We start from the raw sequence: 16,066 nt of genomic DNA, 5'->3' as shown, positions 1-16,066 counted from the left end.
CCTTTTCGTCACTAACTGACCCTGACGGCTGAACGGATGTTGGAGTTCAGGCTGGGCCGTCGGCTATCGACCCGCAGCAGACGATTTTTGCTGCCGCCGCCGCGGTGCATGACCTCGAATGACCGGTCTACGGCATGGAAAGTTCGGGACGCTTGCGCTTCCTGCGCGAGCAGGTTACATACTGAACTATATGGTTCAGTATGTAAGTCCTCCCCTCGATCTCTCGTTTGCGGCGCTGTCCGATGCGACCCGCCGCGGGATCATCGATCAGCTTGGGCGAGGGGACGCGTCGATCACCAGTCTCGCGGATAAGTTCCAGATGACGCTGACCGGCATGAAGAAGCACGTCCAGGTTCTCGAGCGGGCGGGGCTTGTCGTCACGCAGAAGGTCGGACGGGTGAGAACCTGCAAGCTTGGGAAACGCGGCCTCAAGGCGGAGGCCGAGTGGATCGAGGCGCATCGCAAGCTCTTCGAGGCCCGCTTCGAAGCATTGGACGAAATCATCAGCGAAATGAAACAGGAGGGGAGCGATGAATCAGCAAGTTAACAGTGCAGGTGGTGCGCAGAACCGCACGTCAGTCGAGCGCAGAGGGGATCGCGAACTCGTCGTAACGCGGACATTCAACGCGCCGCCGAACACAGTTTACAGGGCGTGGAGCCAGCCCGAGCTGTTCCAGCGCTGGTGGGTGCCAAAATCGGTAACCGGCGTTTCGCTCGTATCGTGCGATATGGACGTCCGTACCGGCGGCAAGTATCGGCTGGAATTCGGCGCCGGCGGTTCGGACACCATGGCCTTCTATGGCAAGTATCTCGAGGTGGTGCCGAACGAGCGCATCGTCTGGACCAACGACGAGGGCGAAGAGGGCGCCATCACGACCGTGACCTTCGAGGACCAAGGCGGGAGGACGCTACTGAATTTCCACGAAGTCTATCCGTCCAAGGAGGCGCTTGAGGAAGCACTACAGGGCTCGGCGGCCGGATTGCCGGAGCAGTTGGAGCAGCTCGACGAATTGCTTTCCAGCATAGGCAGGTAGCGCGGGTCGGGAAACTCGCCTCGGGGGAACGTCTGCTCTTGGGAAGTGACTCCACCGGCCTCTCCGGCCGGAGCTGGGCGCAAAGCTGAAGGCGGTTACCTTGGATGAGCGTCTGCTTCCATCAGCCGGTCAACCAAAAGCTGGCATTCCGCTTCCCACCCAACCGCGACGTTCCAGTTCACCCAGGCGCACCCGCGCAAATTGCTCTAACTGCATCTATCTAACGTCTGGGCGACTTACCATGGCAAAATAGGCCGGTTTGCCGTCACCTCGAAAATCCGACTTATTGATTTTCAGCTGCTTAGCCGGCAGCCAAGGTCAAATACCGTGGCAATCGACAGACGGGGTGCGCCGAGCCCCGCACAGCCGAACCTCGAAGCCAAGCGACATTCCGCGATCAGGAACAAATCCAGATGATCGCGACCGCAATCGGGATACCCAAACCAAGTGCGCCGAAAATCGCCGGGACGAAATCGGACAGCAGGCGTACGCCAGATGATGACATGACGTTGCTCCTTGGAGCCCCGCGAGCCTCTGCTCACCCCCAAGATGAACGGTCAATCGCGCCTTCGGATTACGGTCCTAGGCGACTCTCTGTGAGAGCGGCAATGGTGGGGCGTTATGGTTAACAAGTGGTTAATCGAGACAAGGAGGAATTTGCAGACCGCGCCTTGAAGACGCGCCGCTTTGATCGTGTGCCGGCACTGCCCGCGTCGTTCTGAAATTCCGAAAGAGCGCCTCGCCGGCATCGCTGGCCGCTCCCCGTCTGGTCCCGCACGCCGTCAGGGAGTGGCGCCCATTCGACGCCACTCCCTTCAGCGGCGCAGGCGCCGATCAGAACGAGCAGCCATAGGCCGTGAGCGATGCCTTCGTCGCATCCAAAGTCTGCTTGCAGGTCGCTTCCATGGTCGCCTTGGTCGACGGGTTCTTGGCCATGTCGACCCACGCCTTGCGCGTCTGGTCGATCTGCGTCTTGTACATCGCGCGCTGTGCCTCGGGGACCTTGGAGACGACGCAGGCGTCGTACTTGGTCAGGAAGTCGTCGCAGGAGGCGATGCCCGTGCTCTGCGCATGAGCCGTAGTGACGCCCGCGAGCAAGGCGACGCCCGCCGCGAGTGATAGCACCTGTCGATGGTTCGCGCGCGAACCTGCCGCGGCCTTGGATGTTGCTTGACGCATGATTTTTATATTCCTCTGTAACAACTGAACAATCTGGATCGCCGACAAGGTCCGCTGTCGCCCATATCTCTCCGATCGACTCGCAAAGCATCGCGCGCCGACAACCGGTCGGCGTTGCGGACGTTGAGCAATTCAAGCGTTGAGCAGTTCGAGGCGAGACCGAGCACCACCGTGCCGGCCACGAATAATTGTTCCGTCAATTTGGCGAGATTATGGGTGACGACACCGTGACGTTGTGGTGACCGCTTGCCGGCGACGGACGGGCGCCATCTGTTGTCGTGCGATGCCGTTGCGCCGAAGGCGAGCTCACGCGGCCGAAGTATCGATCGAGCGGCGTATCACCTTCCGTACCTCGGCATTGGATAGAAACAGATCGTGGTTGATGATGCCCCAGCCTGAATCGGAGGCATCGATGACGCGCACGCCGAGCTGCTCGATCGTGGCCTTCTCGGCGGCGCCGACCCGCGTCATCCCGCCGGCCAATCGTCCCGACAACGCAAGCGCGCGATCATTCGTCGAGGCGACGACGGTGATCTTGCGGGTGAGCGGTCCGATATTCTGGGTCGCCGACGAGAACACATCCATATCGATGTCCGGTGAGGCGAACACCACGGCCCCGATCTTGCCGGCAACGCTGTCGCCATATCGTGCATAGAGCTGACGCAGCCCTTCGAGTGTCAGCATGGTGCCCATGCTGTGCGCGACGATGTGAACGCGGCCGACGCTCGGGGCAGTGGCGAGGGAATGCAGCACGCGCTCGAAGGCATCGCGGGAGTACATCGCGCTATCGCGGTCATAGGCGTAATCGAACAGTCCCGCCTTGGACGGCCAGGAGAACACCATCGTCTGGCCGCGGAATCTGACGCCGTCGGCGAGGTGCGCGGCATCGAGCGCCGCCGTCTCGAACGTCTGCTTGAAACCGTGCACGTAGATCAGCACGTCCGAGCCGCCGCTGGTTTGCCCGAGAAGATCACCGACCTCTCCCGATACCGGCTCGACCGTATCGAGACGCCAATCGCCAAGTCCGGCTGCGGCGAGGGAGAAACGCTTCTCGTCGGGCGGCACCAGCTTCGCCCGCGCCACGATCATCTTCGAAGCCCGCTCCGGCCCGAACCACGGTTTCGCTCGCCCGCCGCTCACCGGCTTGCGCGTGGTTGCGACCAGCAATGTCGGCTCCACCGAGAGCGACGAAGCGTCGTAACGCGCGCCCGTCGCGCCAAGGCTGGCGCATCCGCCGAGCGCAAGCGCGCTGGCCGAAGACACAATTCCGCGCAGGAATGCGCGGCGCGACCTAATAGTCTCGTTTTGCTGCAAATGTCGGATGATCACGTAGGACCTTTGGGAACATTGCCCTAGCACCGCCCCGCACGTTTCCTGAATTAGGATGGCGAGAAAAGGGCGGGTCGATCGCTGACACGGTTTGTTTTGGATGGTTCCGGTTCCGTCGCAATTCTGTGATCGCGAGCCGGCGCGACGAAACCATTCTGCTCCGCCGCGAAGCGCTCCGGAAACAAAGAGCCGCTAGGGTTGCACCATCAAACAAGGGGTTAGATCATGTTGGTATCGGTCCTCAACCTCATCTACCGCGAGTTTCTCAAGCGTGCCCTTCCCGGCATGGCAATACAGGGAGGAAGGCTATGACTGACGTCGTGACGGCACTCCTCGCCTTCGTCAGCATCGGCATATTCCTGGCCCACGCATTTGACGCCTATCGCCTACGCTAGACCTGCGTCTGAACCCCACTGATGCGATTGCTCGCGAAATCAGGCGGGGTTTTCAGGCACCCAAAGCGCGCTATCCCCAATGGGCCCCATCCTCTGGGACGATGATCACGTCGCGGTCGGCGAATTTTCCGAACAGTTCCGCCGGCTGCCCGAAATTCGTGGCGAGGATGCGCGCAGGCCCGCTGCCGACATTATCGATCGAATGGCTACCGTAGCCGACGTCGCGTCGCCCTTCTGCAATCGCTCGGTTCGGTAGCGGCCGCCTCGCCATGGACGACGCCAATGTAGCGTCCGCAGCGCGCCGACAATGGGCGTAAGGGCCCGGCTGCGCCCACCAAACCGTCGCAGGCTCAATTGAATGGCTATTAAATCAACGAGTTAGACAGACGCTCGGGGATGATGCTAGAGAACGCAGGCGCCCAGCGGGATTTTCGATTCCGAAGGTCGGGAGTTGTGGTTCTCCCAGCGGCGCTGGTTCAGCTTACGGCTATTCGGACATTTCATATGAGAAAGATCATCCTGACGCTGGCAATCCTGTATCCGGCGGCGGCGCTGGCTCAGGGAACGAGTACCCCGGCCGGCCCGGCCAATCCTCCCACCATTGGCGGCAAACCCCTGGTTGTGGTCGGGGCGAAGAATCCGACGGCGGGCAAGAAAGAAAAACCGTTGTCGGTCGCCCAAAAATTGCAGGCCTGCCAGGACATCGACGATGCGACCAAGGAACGCCTGAATTGCTACGACGCCATTTATGCGCCACAGCCCAAACCAAAGGCGCCGGCGGCGAAGGGCGTCAATGACTGCCGTTTCGTCAAGGAGGAAGACGAACGGTTGACCTGCTACAATGGCTTTGCGGACAAGATTCCGAAGCTACCACGCTAGTCAGGCGGGGCGCTTACCAGGTGTTCCAGCTGGGGCCACCGAAGAAGCCGAACTGTGACTGCTGCGCGACCCGCATTTGCGGCGGTTGCGCGAACTGCATCGACGGCGCCGGACGGCTTCTTGCTACCTTGCGCTTGCGCTGGACCGGCGGCTCCGGCTTCTTCGCCTCCGCCGGGACGTATTGGGCAAACGTCTCCCGCGCACGGGCCTGAGCGGCGTCGGCCGAGCCAGGGGCTGCGGCGGGGGTCGCGGACGGCGCAATGGCTTGGGCGGTCATGGCCGGCGGCGGAACAATGGTCGGAAGGCTGGTGTCAAAGACCACCCGCTCCGGCAGCTTCTGGTCGGAACGAATGCGCACTATGGTCTTGTCGACCGACGAAGCGGTCTTGTCGACCGAAGAAACGGCCTGGCTGGCCACGACCGCCTGCTCTGGGACAAGCGCATCAATCGCCAACAACAGCGCGAGCAGCACTCCGCCGACAAACAGGAAATAACGCGTCACGGGCATTGGTCTTACTCCCCCGCGCGAACGCCGCGCGGTTCAACACGCCCAACGGGCGATATACCGTTTAGTTCCCGCTCAACTTGCAAGGTTCAAAGGCGCAGGTCACATTTTGGAGATGAAAGGTGAGTTCGGCCGCACAGGGCTAAACGCGGCTGGCCGTCACCAGTGAACATTTCGCCTTATTCGCGTGAACGTTGACGAACCCGACCAGCATGCCTGCGTATCGCTTCCGGCTCTTCATGTTCACGGTATCGGGAATGATCCGCCTGCGGGCGGTCAGATGGCTGCCGTCCCGGCGGATGAAATTGCAGGCGATCTCGATATCCCTCACCGCGTAGTCATTGGTATTGCGAAGCGTGAAGGTCACCAGCGCTTTCGAGCCGAGCCCGCCCCTTCGCCATGACTGCGAGATGATTTTCAGGCCGTCGAGCGGCGACGTGGCAGGAGCAACCGTCTCTGGCGACGCGATGTCGAGAGGCGCCGCGGCGCCAACCGCCTGGTTGGGATCGGTAGAAACTGCTGCCAGCCCCGGGCTCGGCAGGGTCGCCTGAGTCGCGGCCGGATCATCCGTGCGGAAAATGCCTTGCGTGACGCCGGCAACTTCAGACGGCGTCGGCGCCAGATGGCTTTCGGCATCGCTCGCTTGCGGGAGCATCAACCATACGGCGCATCCAACGATAGCGATCGCCGGCAGCACGGCAAGCCGCGCTTCGAATTTTCCGAACGACCACCCGGCGATTCTCATACCTCGCCCTCACCCGGCAGCGTCGGCGATTGCCGTGCCGCACATGAAAAAAGCCATACGGGCGTTTTCTCGTACGGCTTCTGTCACGACCGCCGCTATACGGATCCCGCCGCCGTCAACAATCATCCAGGGCAGGAATGGTTTCATGCCACCTCGACAATATTGCGGCGGCGGTGCAAGGCTTGCAGGATAAGACTTGCAGGATAAAGTTGTGGATTGGCTGGCGGCTCCATTGCCGCGCGACGCAACCGACCTTCAGCGCCGCAACAACAATAATGGGAGACCAATCGAGATGCCGACCGTTACCTGGGACCATGTGCACTTGCGCAGCCCCGATCCCGAAGCGACTGCCGCCTGGCTGGAAGACATTCTGGGCGGCGAGATCGTCCGTGCCCCTGGGCGGCTCGACGTCAAACTCGGCGGCGCCAACGTGTTCATCGCACCCGTTGCCGCCAGCGACGGCGTGAACGCGCCGCCGGTGACGCCCTATCAGGGGCTCGACCATTTCGGCCTGACGGTAAAAGACATCGATGCGGTCGCGGCCGAGATCAAGGCCAAGGGCGTCGAGTTCACGAAGGAGCCGACCACCATACGTCCTGGCGTTCGCATCTGCTTCATCCGTGGGCCGCAGGGCATTTCGATCGAACTGCTCGAACGCGACAAGAAATATACATGAGCATCATTTGATCCTCATTGGTGAGGGGCGCGGCACGCACGTCTCGAACTATGAGGCCACAGGCGGGCCTACATCCTTCGAGACGCCGCTCGCGCGGCTCCTCAGGATGAGGATTGATAGTCGCTCACGTCATCGATCCCGGCATGAAGCAGCGAATGCTCAATCCCTGATAGCCGCGGATCGGCCAGACCATGGTTCGCCCTACCCGGTTCGGCTCGGTGATGACGGCATCTTCAGGCACGTCGTACCATTCGCCGTCGATACGAACGCGGTAATGCCCGCTCTTCGATTCCCAATCCACGTCGCTGACGGCGCTGCCGTCTGCGTCGGAACAGCACGGTCCCTTGCCGCTCCTTAGGCTGTCGAACCATTGCTTCAGCGGTGAATTGGCATAGCGGCCGTCGGGATCACGGGCTTGGCCGGGATACGAGGCCAGCGGCAACGTCAGTAGCACGCTGCCGATCATCAGTGGCTTCTTCCAGCGGCCCGTGCGATGACGGGCCGTAGTTTCACGGAAGTTTTTTTCTGTGTGTCGGCGCGCAACGTGGCCGCCGGAATTGATCCAGTTGGTCACCTGTTTCTCTGCTCCTGCACCCACCGGCCGGTGCCGAAGAGCACTATGCATTTCACGGGCCAACTTGATTCGGTTCAGCGCCCGTCACCCTCGCGTCGCGTCGGGGCGGTACGGTGCGGGTTTGCTTCCTGTACGGGAATTGGCAGACAACCTGACGCGTTGACGCTGTGGGCCACGCTTTGGCATAATTAATTGCCGGCTTCCGTGGGCGCGGCGGCCGGCATTTGGGACGCCATGAAGAACGGGCTCTATTCGATCCACGTCACCCTGCTGGATGGGCGCGTCGGCAAGGGCAGCGGCGTTATTCTGTTCCGGGACGGCCAGATTCTCGGCGGCGACGCCTATCTGTTTTATACCGGCAGCTACACCGTGAAGGGCGACACCTTCAAGGGCGAGGTCCTGGTGCAGCGTCACACCACCCCGCGCGACAACGATAATCCGCTGTTCGGCGGCCCCGCCCCGGTCGGCATCGGCGTATCCGGAACCTTCACCGACACCCGCGGCAGCATGAATGGAACCGCGCTTGTCGGCAAAGCGAGCCAGATCTTCGGCGCCACATTGCACAAATTGGCTGATATCGATTAGCGGCCGGGCGCGCCCCTATTCCGCCGCCTGCTCCAGCGGCGCCGTGCGCGGCAGGATCATTTGAATGCGCGTGCCGCCGCCCGGCTCGGAATCGAGGTCGAGCCGGCCGCCGAGGCGGGTCGTCACGATGCTGTAGACGATGTGCAGGCCGAGCCCGGTGCCGCCCTGATCGCGCCGCGTGGTGAAGAATGGATCGAAGGCGCGGCGGCGGACATCGAGGCTCATGCCAATGCCGTTGTCTGAAAAGATGATCTCGACGTTGTCCTTGCCGGACTCCCGCACCTGGATATCGACCGTCCCCGGCTTGCCGTCCGGGAAGGCATGCGCCACCGAATTGAGGAACAGGTTGGTAAGCACCTGTCCGTACGGCCCCGGATAGCTGTTCATCATCAGGTTGGGCTGGCACTCGACGTTGAGCGTCAGATTGTGCTTGCGCAGGCCGGGCCGCAACGACATCACCACCTGCTCGGTGAGATCGCCGAGATCGAAGGTACGCTGGTCCGAATAATTGCGATCGGCCGCCACCTGCTTGAACGACTGGATCAGCTCGGCGGCGCGGTTGAGATTGGCGACGAGCTGCGACGACGCCGTGCGGCTGGTGTCGAGAAAATCGTTCAGGCTGGAGCGCCGCAACTCGCCGCGGGCGACCTCTGCTGTAAAGTTCGACGTCTTTCGCTCCAGCGCGGACGCCACCGTCAGGCTGATGCCGACGGGATTGTTGACCTCATGGGCCACGCCGGCCACCAGCCGTCCCAACGCGGCGAGCTTTTCCGCCTCGATCAGCGAATTCTGCGTCTCACGCAGGTTCCGTAGCGCTCCCTCCGCCGCATCCTTGGCCTTGCGCATCTCGGATTCGACGCGCTTGCGCTCTCCGATGTCGAGCGCAACCGTCACGATGTTCTCGATCTCGCCGGCCGCATCCAGGATCGGCAGCTTGTTGACCAGCCACTGCCGCATATGGCCGGACGCGTCCTTGTATTCTTCCTCGTAGAAGCCGAGTTCCTTGCCGACCGCCAGCACCCGCTTGTCGGGCTCGTCGGTCTTTTCCGCGCCGTAGCGCGACATCAACTCGGCGGTGGTGCGGCCGATCGCATACCCCGGCTCGACCCCGAAAATGCCGGCCATATAGCGGTTCATCAGGACGTAGCGGAGCTGCTTGTCCTTGACGTTGATGACCGCGGGCACGGTGTCGATCACCATTTGCAGCAGGCGGCGGCCTTCGGCGATTGCATCCTCGGCCCGTTTCTGGTCGGTGATGTCGCGCACCGTTCCTTCGTAGCGGACGATCTCCCCCGCTTCGTTGCGCACCGCGCTGGCGCTGTCGGAGAGCCACAGCACCGCGCCAGTGCGGGTGCGAACCTGGTACTCGTATTCGCGGATCATGCCGTCGCGCTGCATCAGCCGCGCATATTCCGCCCGCGCTTCGGGTTGAACGTAAACGGTATCCGCGATGTCGCCGATGCCGTTGATCAGATCCTGCGGCGTGGCATAGCCCATCATCCGCGCCAGCGCCGGGTTGGCGTTCAGCAGCGCGCCGCCGGGCGTCGTGACGTAAATTCCGTCGACTGAGGACTCGAACAACTTGCGGTAACTTTCTTCTGCAAGCCGCTGTTCGGCGAGCGCACGCACCGCCGCCTCGCGCGCGGTGTCGGCATCGACCAGTGTTTGCCGGAATACTTCGGCGGCGCGGGCGATATCGCCGATCTCGTTGTCCACGTCGGTCGCCGGGATCGAGGCGTTCTTCTCGCCGCCGGCCACCGCGCGGATCGAAGTTGCGATCGCGGCAAGCGGACGGACAGTGCGGCGAACCACCAGCAGCGAGGCAAACAGCCCGATCAGGACACCGGCGGTGCCGAGGACGATGCTCTGCCACTTTGCTTCGGCCAGCGTCCTGGCAAAATCGCGAGAGAGAACACGTCCCCGCCGATCGCTGACGTCACGCAACAATTCCGTCACGCGCTGGATGAGCCGCCCCTCCACGCCCAACACCTCCTTGTCGATGTCGGAGATCTGCCCTTCGCGGGTCGATATGTTGGCGATCGCCAGCGCGTAATCGTCGACGATCGCGCGCAGCTTCGGGTCCGCGATCGTCATCGAGCGCATGCTTTGCGCCGCCTGTTCGGCAGCGGAGGGGTTATGCGCCAGCAGTGCCGAGGCGATGCGGCTCTGGGCCTGAGCCAGGGCCGTTGCCAAATGCGGATCAGATGCCTCGGCGATCGCAGTATCGAATTGCTCGCGCAGGGCCGGCAAGGCGACGATCATTTCGGCGCGGCGGTTGATCAGCGTTGAAATCCGTTCGATGCCGCCGCGGTAGGTCGACAGCCGCTCGGCTACGCCGTCGATCATGTCCTGCTGCTCGGGCGCGAGTTCCAGCCGCGTTTTCTTCAGGACCTCGCTCAGCGCGGTGGCCGCCTCGCCGACCTGGAGCGACTGGTTGCCGGGGTCGGTGACGAAATCCCGCGCAGCGAGCCGCAACTCGTTCATGCGGCGGTCGATGTCCTCGGCCAGATCGCCGAGGCTCTGCAGCCGCTGCAGCTCGGCAAAGGTCGAATCGATGTGGCGGATGGCGACGACGCTGGCGGTCGAGGTGATGATGATCACCGCCAGCACCAGCATGAAACTGCCGAATGTCAGTTGGCCGATCGAAAGCGAGAACGATCGCGGCGGCGAATTCGGCGGCGTTTCAGCGGTCATGTGGGTCGGGGCCGGGCTCCAATCGGGCGCAATATACGATGTATTTCGGGCCGTAGGGAACATGCCGCCGAGTGGTTAATGACGGTATATGGGCCGGATCACCTGGATCAGCCCGCCCCCGGCTTCAGGGCCTTCGCCAGGTCCGAGGGCATCATGCCGAACATGTCGCGAAATGCGCTGGAGAAATGTGCCGAGCTCGCAAAGCCGGCCGCGTGGGCGGCCTCCGTCAGGGATGCACCCTCGCCGCTGGCGCGGACCGCGGCACCCATCCGGTTCCAGATGCGGTAGCGCCGCAGCGGCACCCCGGTCTCTGCCTTGAACAAATGCAGGAAGCGTGACGGCGACAGGCCTGCGCGGGCAGCAAGGCTCGTCAGCCGGTGTGCGCGGTGCGGCTCGTCCCGCATATGCCGCAGTGCTCCGGCAATGCGCGCGTTGGGTTCAGCCTGCCCGCCGATACCCAATAGCTCACCAAGGGATGCGCGCCCCTCCGGTGCCGCGATGCGGTTTTCGGCCAACCCCGTCAGGATATCGATCACAGCGGGCTCTTCCCGCAGATCGAAGGCTGCGCGCGGCGTCACTGTCGTCATCCGCGTGATCACCGCCCTGAGATCGCGTCCGAACGGATCGACGTAGAGGAAGGCCATCCGGCCCCGCTCGATGCGCAAATGGTGCTGGCTGTTGGGCATGATCAGCACGCTGCGCGCTGCGCGATACGGCGTCGTGCAATCGCTCGGATCGTCAGCGACTTCCAGCCGCCCGTCGAGGCCGACGGCAAGAACGGCAGTCGCGTTCCGGTGCGGCGTCAGCCCGAAGGCCGGACCCAGATACAGCACGCGGGCGCCCCATCCGATCAATTTCGCTGCCGCCGTCTCGCCCATAGCCAGTTCCTGAAAGCCCCAAAGGTTCGGCCGGTTCAATCATTGCGGATGACAACGACCCACGAGATGGACAACGATGGCAAATAGCCGTTCTGAAATCGAGCCCAAAGCTGCGATTGAGCGCAACCGAGAGGCCCTCGGCCGCTATGCGAGCGCGTGGCTCGCCGGCGATCGTGCAGCACTTGCCGCCTGTTATCATAGCGACTTTACGCTGCATTATTTCGGCCGTAATCCGCTCTCCGGCGATCACAGGGGCAAGGTCGCCGCGCTCGCCGTCCTGGCTGAGGTCACCAAGCGCACCAGTCGTAAGCTGCTCGCCATTGTCGACGTCATGGCCGGACCCGAACACGGCGCGCTGCTAGTCCGCGAGCGCTTTGAGCGCGACAGCAGAACGGCCGAGGTCGAGCGTTTGCTGGTGTACACCGTGCGCGACGGACTGCTTTCCGAATGCTGGGTCTACGACCAGGACCAGGCGCTGGTCGACGCCTTCCTGGCGTAAAGCCGATTCACGCCGCCGCGGCGGACCGCTTCCGCTCCGGGATCGTCATCGCGGCGACGCCGACGACGACACAGGCAAGGCCGATCCAGGCGGTCGAACTCGGCTGCTCGCCGAGAAAAACCACGCCCACCGCGACACCGATCGGCACCCGCACATAGGCCTGCGCGGTGGTGCCGACCGAGCCCAAGGTTCGGATCAGGCGAAAATAGATCACGAAGGCGAGTGCCGTGGAAAACACCGCGAGCGCGACCAGCGCCAGTATCGAGCTGGTCGACGGCTGCAGCGTCCATGGCCGCTCCGCGACCAGACTCACTGGAATCAGCAGCGCCGCGCCGCACAGCAACGATCCGGCCGCGGGCACAATCGGATCGAGATCCTTAAAACCCCGGCCGAGGATCGCCGCGCCAGCGTAGCAGATGGCGGCAAGTACCATCACGATCTGGGCGGCCAGCTCCTCGCCGAAGCCGGAGAGCGCCTGCACGCCGACGATCAGGCAAATGCCGGCCATCCCGGCGATGACGCCGAGCAGCTTTCGTGACGTCACAGCCTCATGGCGTGTGACGGCCAGTGTCAGGAAAAACGTGAATATCGGCGCGGTGGAATTGAGGATGGTTGCCACCCCCGCGTCCAACGCCTGCGCTCCCCAGGCAACCATCGTCCACGGGATGACGCTGTTGAGGCAGGTCTGAAACAGGAAGCGTCGCCAGGTCGCGGCATCAACCGGTATTCTCACACCGCGCCAGCGCATGATGGCCAGCAGCAACAATCCGGCAATCAGCGTGCGGCACGCGATCAATGTGATCGGCGGAATCGTCGCCACGCCGATCCTGATGAATGTGTACGAGGCACCCCACAGTGTCGCCAACGCCAGCAGCAGTGCCAGTTCGGTCGCCGTGCCCGCAAGTCGCGGATGTGCTTCTGCCATGCTTCGCCGGCCCGTTCTCAATTGCCTTCGAAGCAGAGTCTACCGCGCGGACATACATAGATACTTCGTTACCCGTCGAACTATGCTAGCCGACCGAGCCGACCTCGAACACGTCGCCGTCATAGCCGGCTTCGAGGGGAATGCGGAGCTGGCGGCCACCATTGTTCCTGGTCATCACCGGCGTCACGGTGACGACCAATTTGCCTCTGGAGTCGTCGAGCGCAGCTTTCACGCTGGCCTGCTTGCCGAGCTTGATCAGGTTGCGGGTGGTCGGGAACGGCAGCTTGAAGCGCCCGCTCTCGCCGCCCTCCAGCGCCTCGCGCGGCGAGACCCAGATCGAGTCGGTGGATTCCCTGCCGTCATGGGCGCCGACCTGCTCCGGTGGCGCGGCGGCGAGGAAGAACCAGGTGTCGAACCGCTTGGGCATGCCCTCCGGCGTGATCCAGTGGGCATAGGGCACGAGCTCGTCGAGGGCCAGCACCATGCCGTTGTCGGCCAGCACGTTAAGGAACGTGATCTTGCTGTCGCAGAGGTCGGCGCGATTGATAGCCTCGATCTCGCTGGCACGCTTGGCATCGACCAGCGCCGTCGCCCCCTTCGGCCGCGCCAGCAGGATGCCGCTTTCCTCAAACGTTTCGCGGATTGCGGCGATGCGGAAACTCAGCGTGGCTTCATCAAGCCCCTCGCCTCCCGAATAGAGCTCGGGCCGCGCGATGATCTCCTTGTCGCCCTTGTCGACACTGCCGCCCGGAAACACCAGCGCGCCGGAATTGAAATCGATCTCATAATGGCGAACCATCATGAAGATCTCGATTTCCTTACGCTCCGCACTGTCGCGCAGCAGCAGGATCGTGGATGCAGGACGCGGGGCGACGACGGCTTCGGCCATATGACTAACCCGCCGCGCTGGACTGCGGTTGCAGATCGGCGCGGCGGTCGACGCGCGCCACCCGCGACAACAGATAATCGACTTCGGCCTTTGCCGTTGCCGTAATCGCCGCACCCGGCTTGCGCTGCGCGCTGGAAGAAATGATGCCGCGCTTCTGCAGCACATATTTGCGCACCGACAGGCCCGCGCCGGGCTGCTGCTCGTAGCGGATCAGCGGCAGGTGCGCATCGAACAGATCGTGCGCGGCGTCGCGCTTGCCGGCCTTCGACAGCTTGACGACGTCGATCAGGAGTTCCGGGAAGGCGTAGCCTGTCATGGCGCCGTCGGCGCCACGCTCCATCTCGAAATCGAGGAACAGTCCGCCATTGCCGACCAGAATCGAGAGCGGCCGCAGCGAGCCGTCCTTTTGGAAGTTTCGGAGCGTGGAGATCTTCTCCAGGCCCGGCCAGTCCTCGTGCTTGAGCATCACGCAGGACGGCGAATCCATCACGATTTTGCGGATCACGGCGGGCGTGAAGATGACGTTGAGCGTCAGCGGATAGTCCTGCAGCACCCAGGGAATCTCGTCGCCGATCGCTTCCTGCGCCTGCTTGAAATAGCCGGTGATCTGATCGTCGGTGCGCAAATGCGGCGGCGGCGCGATCATCACGCCGGCAGCGCCGGCATCCATCGACGCTTTCGCCAGCGAGCGCATCGAGGCAAAACCCGGCGCCGAGACGCCGACGATGATCTGCATGTTCTTGGCGCGCTTGACGAAGCGGATCGCCACCTGCTCGGCCTCATCAGCATCGAGTTTCGGTGCCTCGCCCAAAATGCCGAGCACGGTGACGCCGTCGCAGCCGACTTCGGCGTAGAAGTCGGTCAGGCGATCGATCGATTTCTCGTCGATCCGGCCGTCGTCGTGGAACGGAGTCGGCGCGATTGCGAAGGTGCCGGCGGCCTGGGCGGTGAGCTTTGTCATTCGTGCCTCTATCCTTTTCGTCATTCCGGGGCGATGCGCAGCATCGAACCCGGACTCTCGAGGTTCCGGGTTCGCGCCGTGCGCGCCCCGGAACGACAGGTAACATTAGAACCTTCGTGCGCCCATCTTGATCTGCTCCTCGGAGAAGAAGATCTCCTTGGCATGGGTCACGATGTCCTCGGCCTTCCAGCCCGTGAACGGGGGCTTCCAGCCTTCCATTTCCATCATCCGCATCTCCCGCACGCCGCGCGGGCCGGAGACGCCGAGCACCTTGCCGGTCTGGTCGCCCGACAAATCGCTGACCATGTATAGCACGGCCGGTGCGATGCCGTCCGGGCCGAGCGCGGCGCCGGGGCTCTCCTTATAGCGCGGCAGGTCTGCGGTCATGCGGGTCAGCGCCCCCGGGGCCAGGGTCCAGACCCGGATGTTGTACTTGCGGCCTTCGATCGCCAGCACGTTCGACAGTCCCCAGATACCGCCCTTGGCAGCGCCATAGTTGGTCTGGCCGAAATTGCCGATCAGGCCCGACGTCGAGGATGTGTTGACGATGACGCCGCCGCCGTTCTCGCGCATCCATTTGAACACCGGCTGGGTGCAACAGAACGTGCCTTTGAGATGCACCCTGATCACCTTGTCCCAGTTGGCCTCCTTGGCCTTGGCAAAAGTCTCGTCGAGCAGGATGCCGGCATTGTTGACCAGGATATCGGCGTGGCCGAAATTCTTGATGGCGTCGTCGAACACCGATTGCCCGCCGGCCATGGTCGAGATGTCGGCGCCATTGGCGACGGCACGGCCGCCCTCTTCCTTGATGGCGTTGACCACCTTCTGCGCCATGGAGACGTCGGCGCCGGAGCCGTCGCGAGGGCCACCGAGGTCGTTGACCACGACCGCTGCGCCCTCGCGCGCGAACAGTTTGGCGTAGGCCTCACCGAGCCCGCCGCCTGCACCGGTGATGATGGCAACTTTGCCGTCGAGCAATCCCATCGTGTGTTCTCCCTTAACCGCCGCTCTTTTCTTACCTCGCCCCGCCTGCGGCAGGGCTGTCCGGGGAATGATTCACTATGTCGCGGTGCATGCTCGGCGAGACCGAGGCAAATCGGCCTTTTCTGGTTGTCGAGACACAGAAGGCCGAGCATGCGATTTCGCGATAGCATTTTTGGAAGGCTCCTTGAACCGATCAATCGGCGGCAGTTTCAGACAGTTGTGGATCGTCTGGGCGGGGATGCCTACGACAAGTCATTCAAGAGCTGGGATCATCTGGTGGCGCTGATCTACGCGCAGCTGAGCAGGAACGACAGTCTGCGCGGGGTGGTGGCGGG

The 16,066-nt window shown here is 63.0% G+C and carries 20 protein-coding genes; 7 read left to right on the top strand and 13 right to left on the bottom strand.

Annotation, left to right across the window (positions count from 1 at the left end; genetic code table 11):
- Window positions 1-190 precede the first annotated feature (190 nt).
- Together YUO_RS0100100 and YUO_RS0100095 are read left to right on the top strand one after the other, a co-directional pair.
- The gene (locus YUO_RS0100100) at window positions 191-547 is read left to right on the top strand and encodes an ArsR/SmtB family transcription factor (protein WP_028345466.1); all 357 of its coding nucleotides are present in this window, start codon (window positions 191-193) and stop codon (window positions 545-547) included.
- The gene (locus YUO_RS0100095) at window positions 531-1,034 is read left to right on the top strand and encodes an SRPBCC family protein (RefSeq protein ID WP_028345465.1); all 504 of its coding nucleotides are present in this window, start codon (window positions 531-533) and stop codon (window positions 1,032-1,034) included. Before YUO_RS0100100 ends, YUO_RS0100095 begins: the two co-directional genes overlap by 17 nt.
- 834 nt (window positions 1,035-1,868) lie before the next feature.
- Here the strand turns inward: YUO_RS0100095 and YUO_RS0100090 are convergent.
- From YUO_RS0100090 to YUO_RS45855, 3 genes are all read right to left on the bottom strand, one after another.
- Complete coding sequence (locus tag YUO_RS0100090) at window positions 1,869-2,213, bottom strand: hypothetical protein (RefSeq protein ID WP_028345464.1); 345 nt, start codon at window positions 2,211-2,213, stop codon at window positions 1,869-1,871.
- Between the two features lie 306 nt (window positions 2,214-2,519).
- On the bottom strand, window positions 2,520-3,476 hold the full coding sequence (locus YUO_RS0100085; protein WP_035725696.1) for an alpha/beta hydrolase: 957 nt from the start codon (window positions 3,474-3,476) through the stop codon (window positions 2,520-2,522).
- A gap of 531 nt (window positions 3,477-4,007) precedes the next feature.
- Window positions 4,008-4,208 (bottom strand): hypothetical protein, encoded by a 201-nt coding sequence (locus tag YUO_RS45855; RefSeq protein ID WP_156908427.1) that lies wholly within the window; start codon window positions 4,206-4,208, stop codon window positions 4,008-4,010.
- Window positions 4,209-4,441: 233 nt separating this feature from the next.
- Between YUO_RS45855 and YUO_RS0100075 the strand changes: the two genes are divergently transcribed.
- Entirely contained in the window at window positions 4,442-4,816 is a 375-nt protein-coding gene (locus YUO_RS0100075) for a hypothetical protein (protein ID WP_028345462.1), read from the top strand.
- Window positions 4,817-4,829: 13 nt separating this feature from the next.
- Here YUO_RS0100075 and YUO_RS0100070 read toward each other — a convergent pair whose 3' ends face one another.
- The 3 genes from YUO_RS0100070 to YUO_RS45845 all read right to left on the bottom strand — a co-directional run bounded on the left by YUO_RS0100070 (window position 4,830) and on the right by YUO_RS45845 (window position 6,213).
- Window positions 4,830-5,324: a hypothetical protein gene (locus tag YUO_RS0100070; protein ID WP_028345461.1), complete on the bottom strand. Its 495-nt coding sequence runs from the start codon at window positions 5,322-5,324 to the stop codon at window positions 4,830-4,832.
- Window positions 5,325-5,463: 139 nt separating this feature from the next.
- The gene (locus tag YUO_RS46945; protein WP_051379150.1) at window positions 5,464-6,066 is read right to left on the bottom strand and encodes a hypothetical protein; all 603 of its coding nucleotides are present in this window, start codon (window positions 6,064-6,066) and stop codon (window positions 5,464-5,466) included.
- 9 nt (window positions 6,067-6,075) lie between these two features.
- Entirely contained in the window at window positions 6,076-6,213 is a 138-nt protein-coding gene (locus YUO_RS45845; protein WP_156908426.1) for a hypothetical protein, read from the bottom strand.
- A gap of 145 nt (window positions 6,214-6,358) precedes the next feature.
- Between YUO_RS45845 and YUO_RS0100055 the strand changes: the two genes are divergently transcribed.
- Window positions 6,359-6,742, top strand: coding sequence for a VOC family protein (locus YUO_RS0100055; protein ID WP_028345460.1), 384 nt, complete (start codon window positions 6,359-6,361; stop codon window positions 6,740-6,742).
- A gap of 124 nt (window positions 6,743-6,866) precedes the next feature.
- Here the strand turns inward: YUO_RS0100055 and YUO_RS0100050 are convergent, their stop codons facing one another.
- On the bottom strand, window positions 6,867-7,316 hold the full coding sequence (locus YUO_RS0100050) for a hypothetical protein (protein ID WP_083754493.1): 450 nt from the start codon (window positions 7,314-7,316) through the stop codon (window positions 6,867-6,869).
- A gap of 234 nt (window positions 7,317-7,550) precedes the next feature.
- Here YUO_RS0100050 and YUO_RS0100045 point away from each other — a divergent pair, with 234 nt between their 5' ends.
- Window positions 7,551-7,901, top strand: coding sequence for a GrlR family regulatory protein (locus tag YUO_RS0100045; protein WP_028345458.1), 351 nt, complete (start codon window positions 7,551-7,553; stop codon window positions 7,899-7,901).
- A 15-nt stretch (window positions 7,902-7,916) separates the two neighbouring features.
- On the opposite strand, the gene YUO_RS0100040 is transcribed toward YUO_RS0100045, so the two are convergent.
- Together YUO_RS0100040 and YUO_RS43540 are read right to left on the bottom strand one after the other, a co-directional pair.
- Window positions 7,917-10,595 (bottom strand): PAS domain S-box protein, encoded by a 2,679-nt coding sequence (locus YUO_RS0100040; RefSeq protein ID WP_028345457.1) that lies wholly within the window; start codon window positions 10,593-10,595, stop codon window positions 7,917-7,919.
- 107 nt (window positions 10,596-10,702) lie between these two features.
- Window positions 10,703-11,473 (bottom strand): helix-turn-helix domain-containing protein, encoded by a 771-nt coding sequence (locus YUO_RS43540; protein WP_028345456.1) that lies wholly within the window; start codon window positions 11,471-11,473, stop codon window positions 10,703-10,705.
- A gap of 76 nt (window positions 11,474-11,549) precedes the next feature.
- Here YUO_RS43540 and YUO_RS0100030 point away from each other — a divergent pair, with 76 nt between their 5' ends.
- On the top strand, window positions 11,550-11,972 hold the full coding sequence (locus YUO_RS0100030; RefSeq protein ID WP_028345455.1) for a nuclear transport factor 2 family protein: 423 nt from the start codon (window positions 11,550-11,552) through the stop codon (window positions 11,970-11,972).
- Between the two features lie 7 nt (window positions 11,973-11,979).
- Here the strand turns inward: YUO_RS0100030 and YUO_RS0100025 are convergent, their stop codons facing one another.
- The 4 genes from YUO_RS0100025 to YUO_RS0100010 form a co-directional block, all read right to left on the bottom strand.
- On the bottom strand, window positions 11,980-12,897 hold the full coding sequence (locus YUO_RS0100025; protein ID WP_028345454.1) for a DMT family transporter: 918 nt from the start codon (window positions 12,895-12,897) through the stop codon (window positions 11,980-11,982).
- An 85-nt stretch (window positions 12,898-12,982) separates the two neighbouring features.
- Window positions 12,983-13,786 carry an NUDIX hydrolase gene (locus tag YUO_RS0100020; RefSeq protein ID WP_028345453.1) on the bottom strand — a complete coding sequence of 268 codons (804 nt, stop codon included), beginning with the start codon at window positions 13,784-13,786 and terminating at the stop codon, window positions 12,983-12,985.
- Between the two features lie 4 nt (window positions 13,787-13,790).
- Entirely contained in the window at window positions 13,791-14,747 is a 957-nt protein-coding gene (locus tag YUO_RS0100015; RefSeq protein ID WP_028345452.1) for a dihydrodipicolinate synthase family protein, read from the bottom strand.
- A 105-nt stretch (window positions 14,748-14,852) separates the two neighbouring features.
- Window positions 14,853-15,731, bottom strand: coding sequence for an SDR family oxidoreductase (locus YUO_RS0100010; protein ID WP_028345451.1), 879 nt, complete (start codon window positions 15,729-15,731; stop codon window positions 14,853-14,855).
- Between the two features lie 150 nt (window positions 15,732-15,881).
- Between YUO_RS0100010 and YUO_RS39360 the strand changes: the two genes are divergently transcribed.
- The coding region (locus tag YUO_RS39360) for a DUF4372 domain-containing protein (RefSeq protein ID WP_035725689.1) at window positions 15,882-16,066 on the top strand (185 nt) is incomplete at its 3' end.

Origin of the sequence: Bradyrhizobium murdochi (assembly GCF_000472965.1) — a bacterium.
GTDB classification, from domain to species: domain Bacteria; phylum Pseudomonadota; class Alphaproteobacteria; order Rhizobiales; family Xanthobacteraceae; genus Bradyrhizobium; species Bradyrhizobium murdochi.
Note: the sequence above shows the minus strand (reverse complement) of the source record. Positions and strands in the feature narration are given on the sequence as shown.

Excerpts from the sequence above, each read along its gene's own strand:
- YUO_RS45845 (WP_156908426.1), bottom strand. The coding sequence starts at position 6,213 with ATGAAACCATTCCTGCCCTGGATGATTGTTGACGGCGGCGGGATCCGT.
- YUO_RS0100015 (WP_028345452.1), bottom strand. The coding sequence starts at position 14,747 with ATGACAAAGCTCACCGCCCAGGCCGCCGGCACCTTCGCAATCGCGCCG.
- YUO_RS0100070 (WP_028345461.1), bottom strand. The coding sequence starts at position 5,324 with ATGCCCGTGACGCGTTATTTCCTGTTTGTCGGCGGAGTGCTGCTCGCG.
- YUO_RS0100090 (WP_028345464.1), bottom strand. The coding sequence starts at position 2,213 with ATGCGTCAAGCAACATCCAAGGCCGCGGCAGGTTCGCGCGCGAACCAT.
- YUO_RS0100095 (WP_028345465.1), top strand. The coding sequence starts at position 531 with ATGAATCAGCAAGTTAACAGTGCAGGTGGTGCGCAGAACCGCACGTCA.
- YUO_RS0100020 (WP_028345453.1), bottom strand. The coding sequence starts at position 13,786 with ATGGCCGAAGCCGTCGTCGCCCCGCGTCCTGCATCCACGATCCTGCTG.
- YUO_RS0100100 (WP_028345466.1), top strand. The coding sequence starts at position 191 with ATGGTTCAGTATGTAAGTCCTCCCCTCGATCTCTCGTTTGCGGCGCTG.
- YUO_RS0100075 (WP_028345462.1), top strand. The coding sequence starts at position 4,442 with ATGAGAAAGATCATCCTGACGCTGGCAATCCTGTATCCGGCGGCGGCG.
- YUO_RS43540 (WP_028345456.1), bottom strand. The coding sequence starts at position 11,473 with ATGGGCGAGACGGCGGCAGCGAAATTGATCGGATGGGGCGCCCGCGTG.
- YUO_RS45855 (WP_156908427.1), bottom strand. The coding sequence starts at position 4,208 with ATGGCGAGGCGGCCGCTACCGAACCGAGCGATTGCAGAAGGGCGACGC.
- YUO_RS46945 (WP_051379150.1), bottom strand. The coding sequence starts at position 6,066 with ATGAGAATCGCCGGGTGGTCGTTCGGAAAATTCGAAGCGCGGCTTGCC.
- YUO_RS0100045 (WP_028345458.1), top strand. The coding sequence starts at position 7,551 with ATGAAGAACGGGCTCTATTCGATCCACGTCACCCTGCTGGATGGGCGC.
- YUO_RS0100055 (WP_028345460.1), top strand. The coding sequence starts at position 6,359 with ATGCCGACCGTTACCTGGGACCATGTGCACTTGCGCAGCCCCGATCCC.
- YUO_RS0100030 (WP_028345455.1), top strand. The coding sequence starts at position 11,550 with ATGGCAAATAGCCGTTCTGAAATCGAGCCCAAAGCTGCGATTGAGCGC.
- YUO_RS0100040 (WP_028345457.1), bottom strand. The coding sequence starts at position 10,595 with ATGACCGCTGAAACGCCGCCGAATTCGCCGCCGCGATCGTTCTCGCTT.
- YUO_RS0100010 (WP_028345451.1), bottom strand. The coding sequence starts at position 15,731 with ATGGGATTGCTCGACGGCAAAGTTGCCATCATCACCGGTGCAGGCGGC.
- YUO_RS0100025 (WP_028345454.1), bottom strand. The coding sequence starts at position 12,897 with ATGGCAGAAGCACATCCGCGACTTGCGGGCACGGCGACCGAACTGGCA.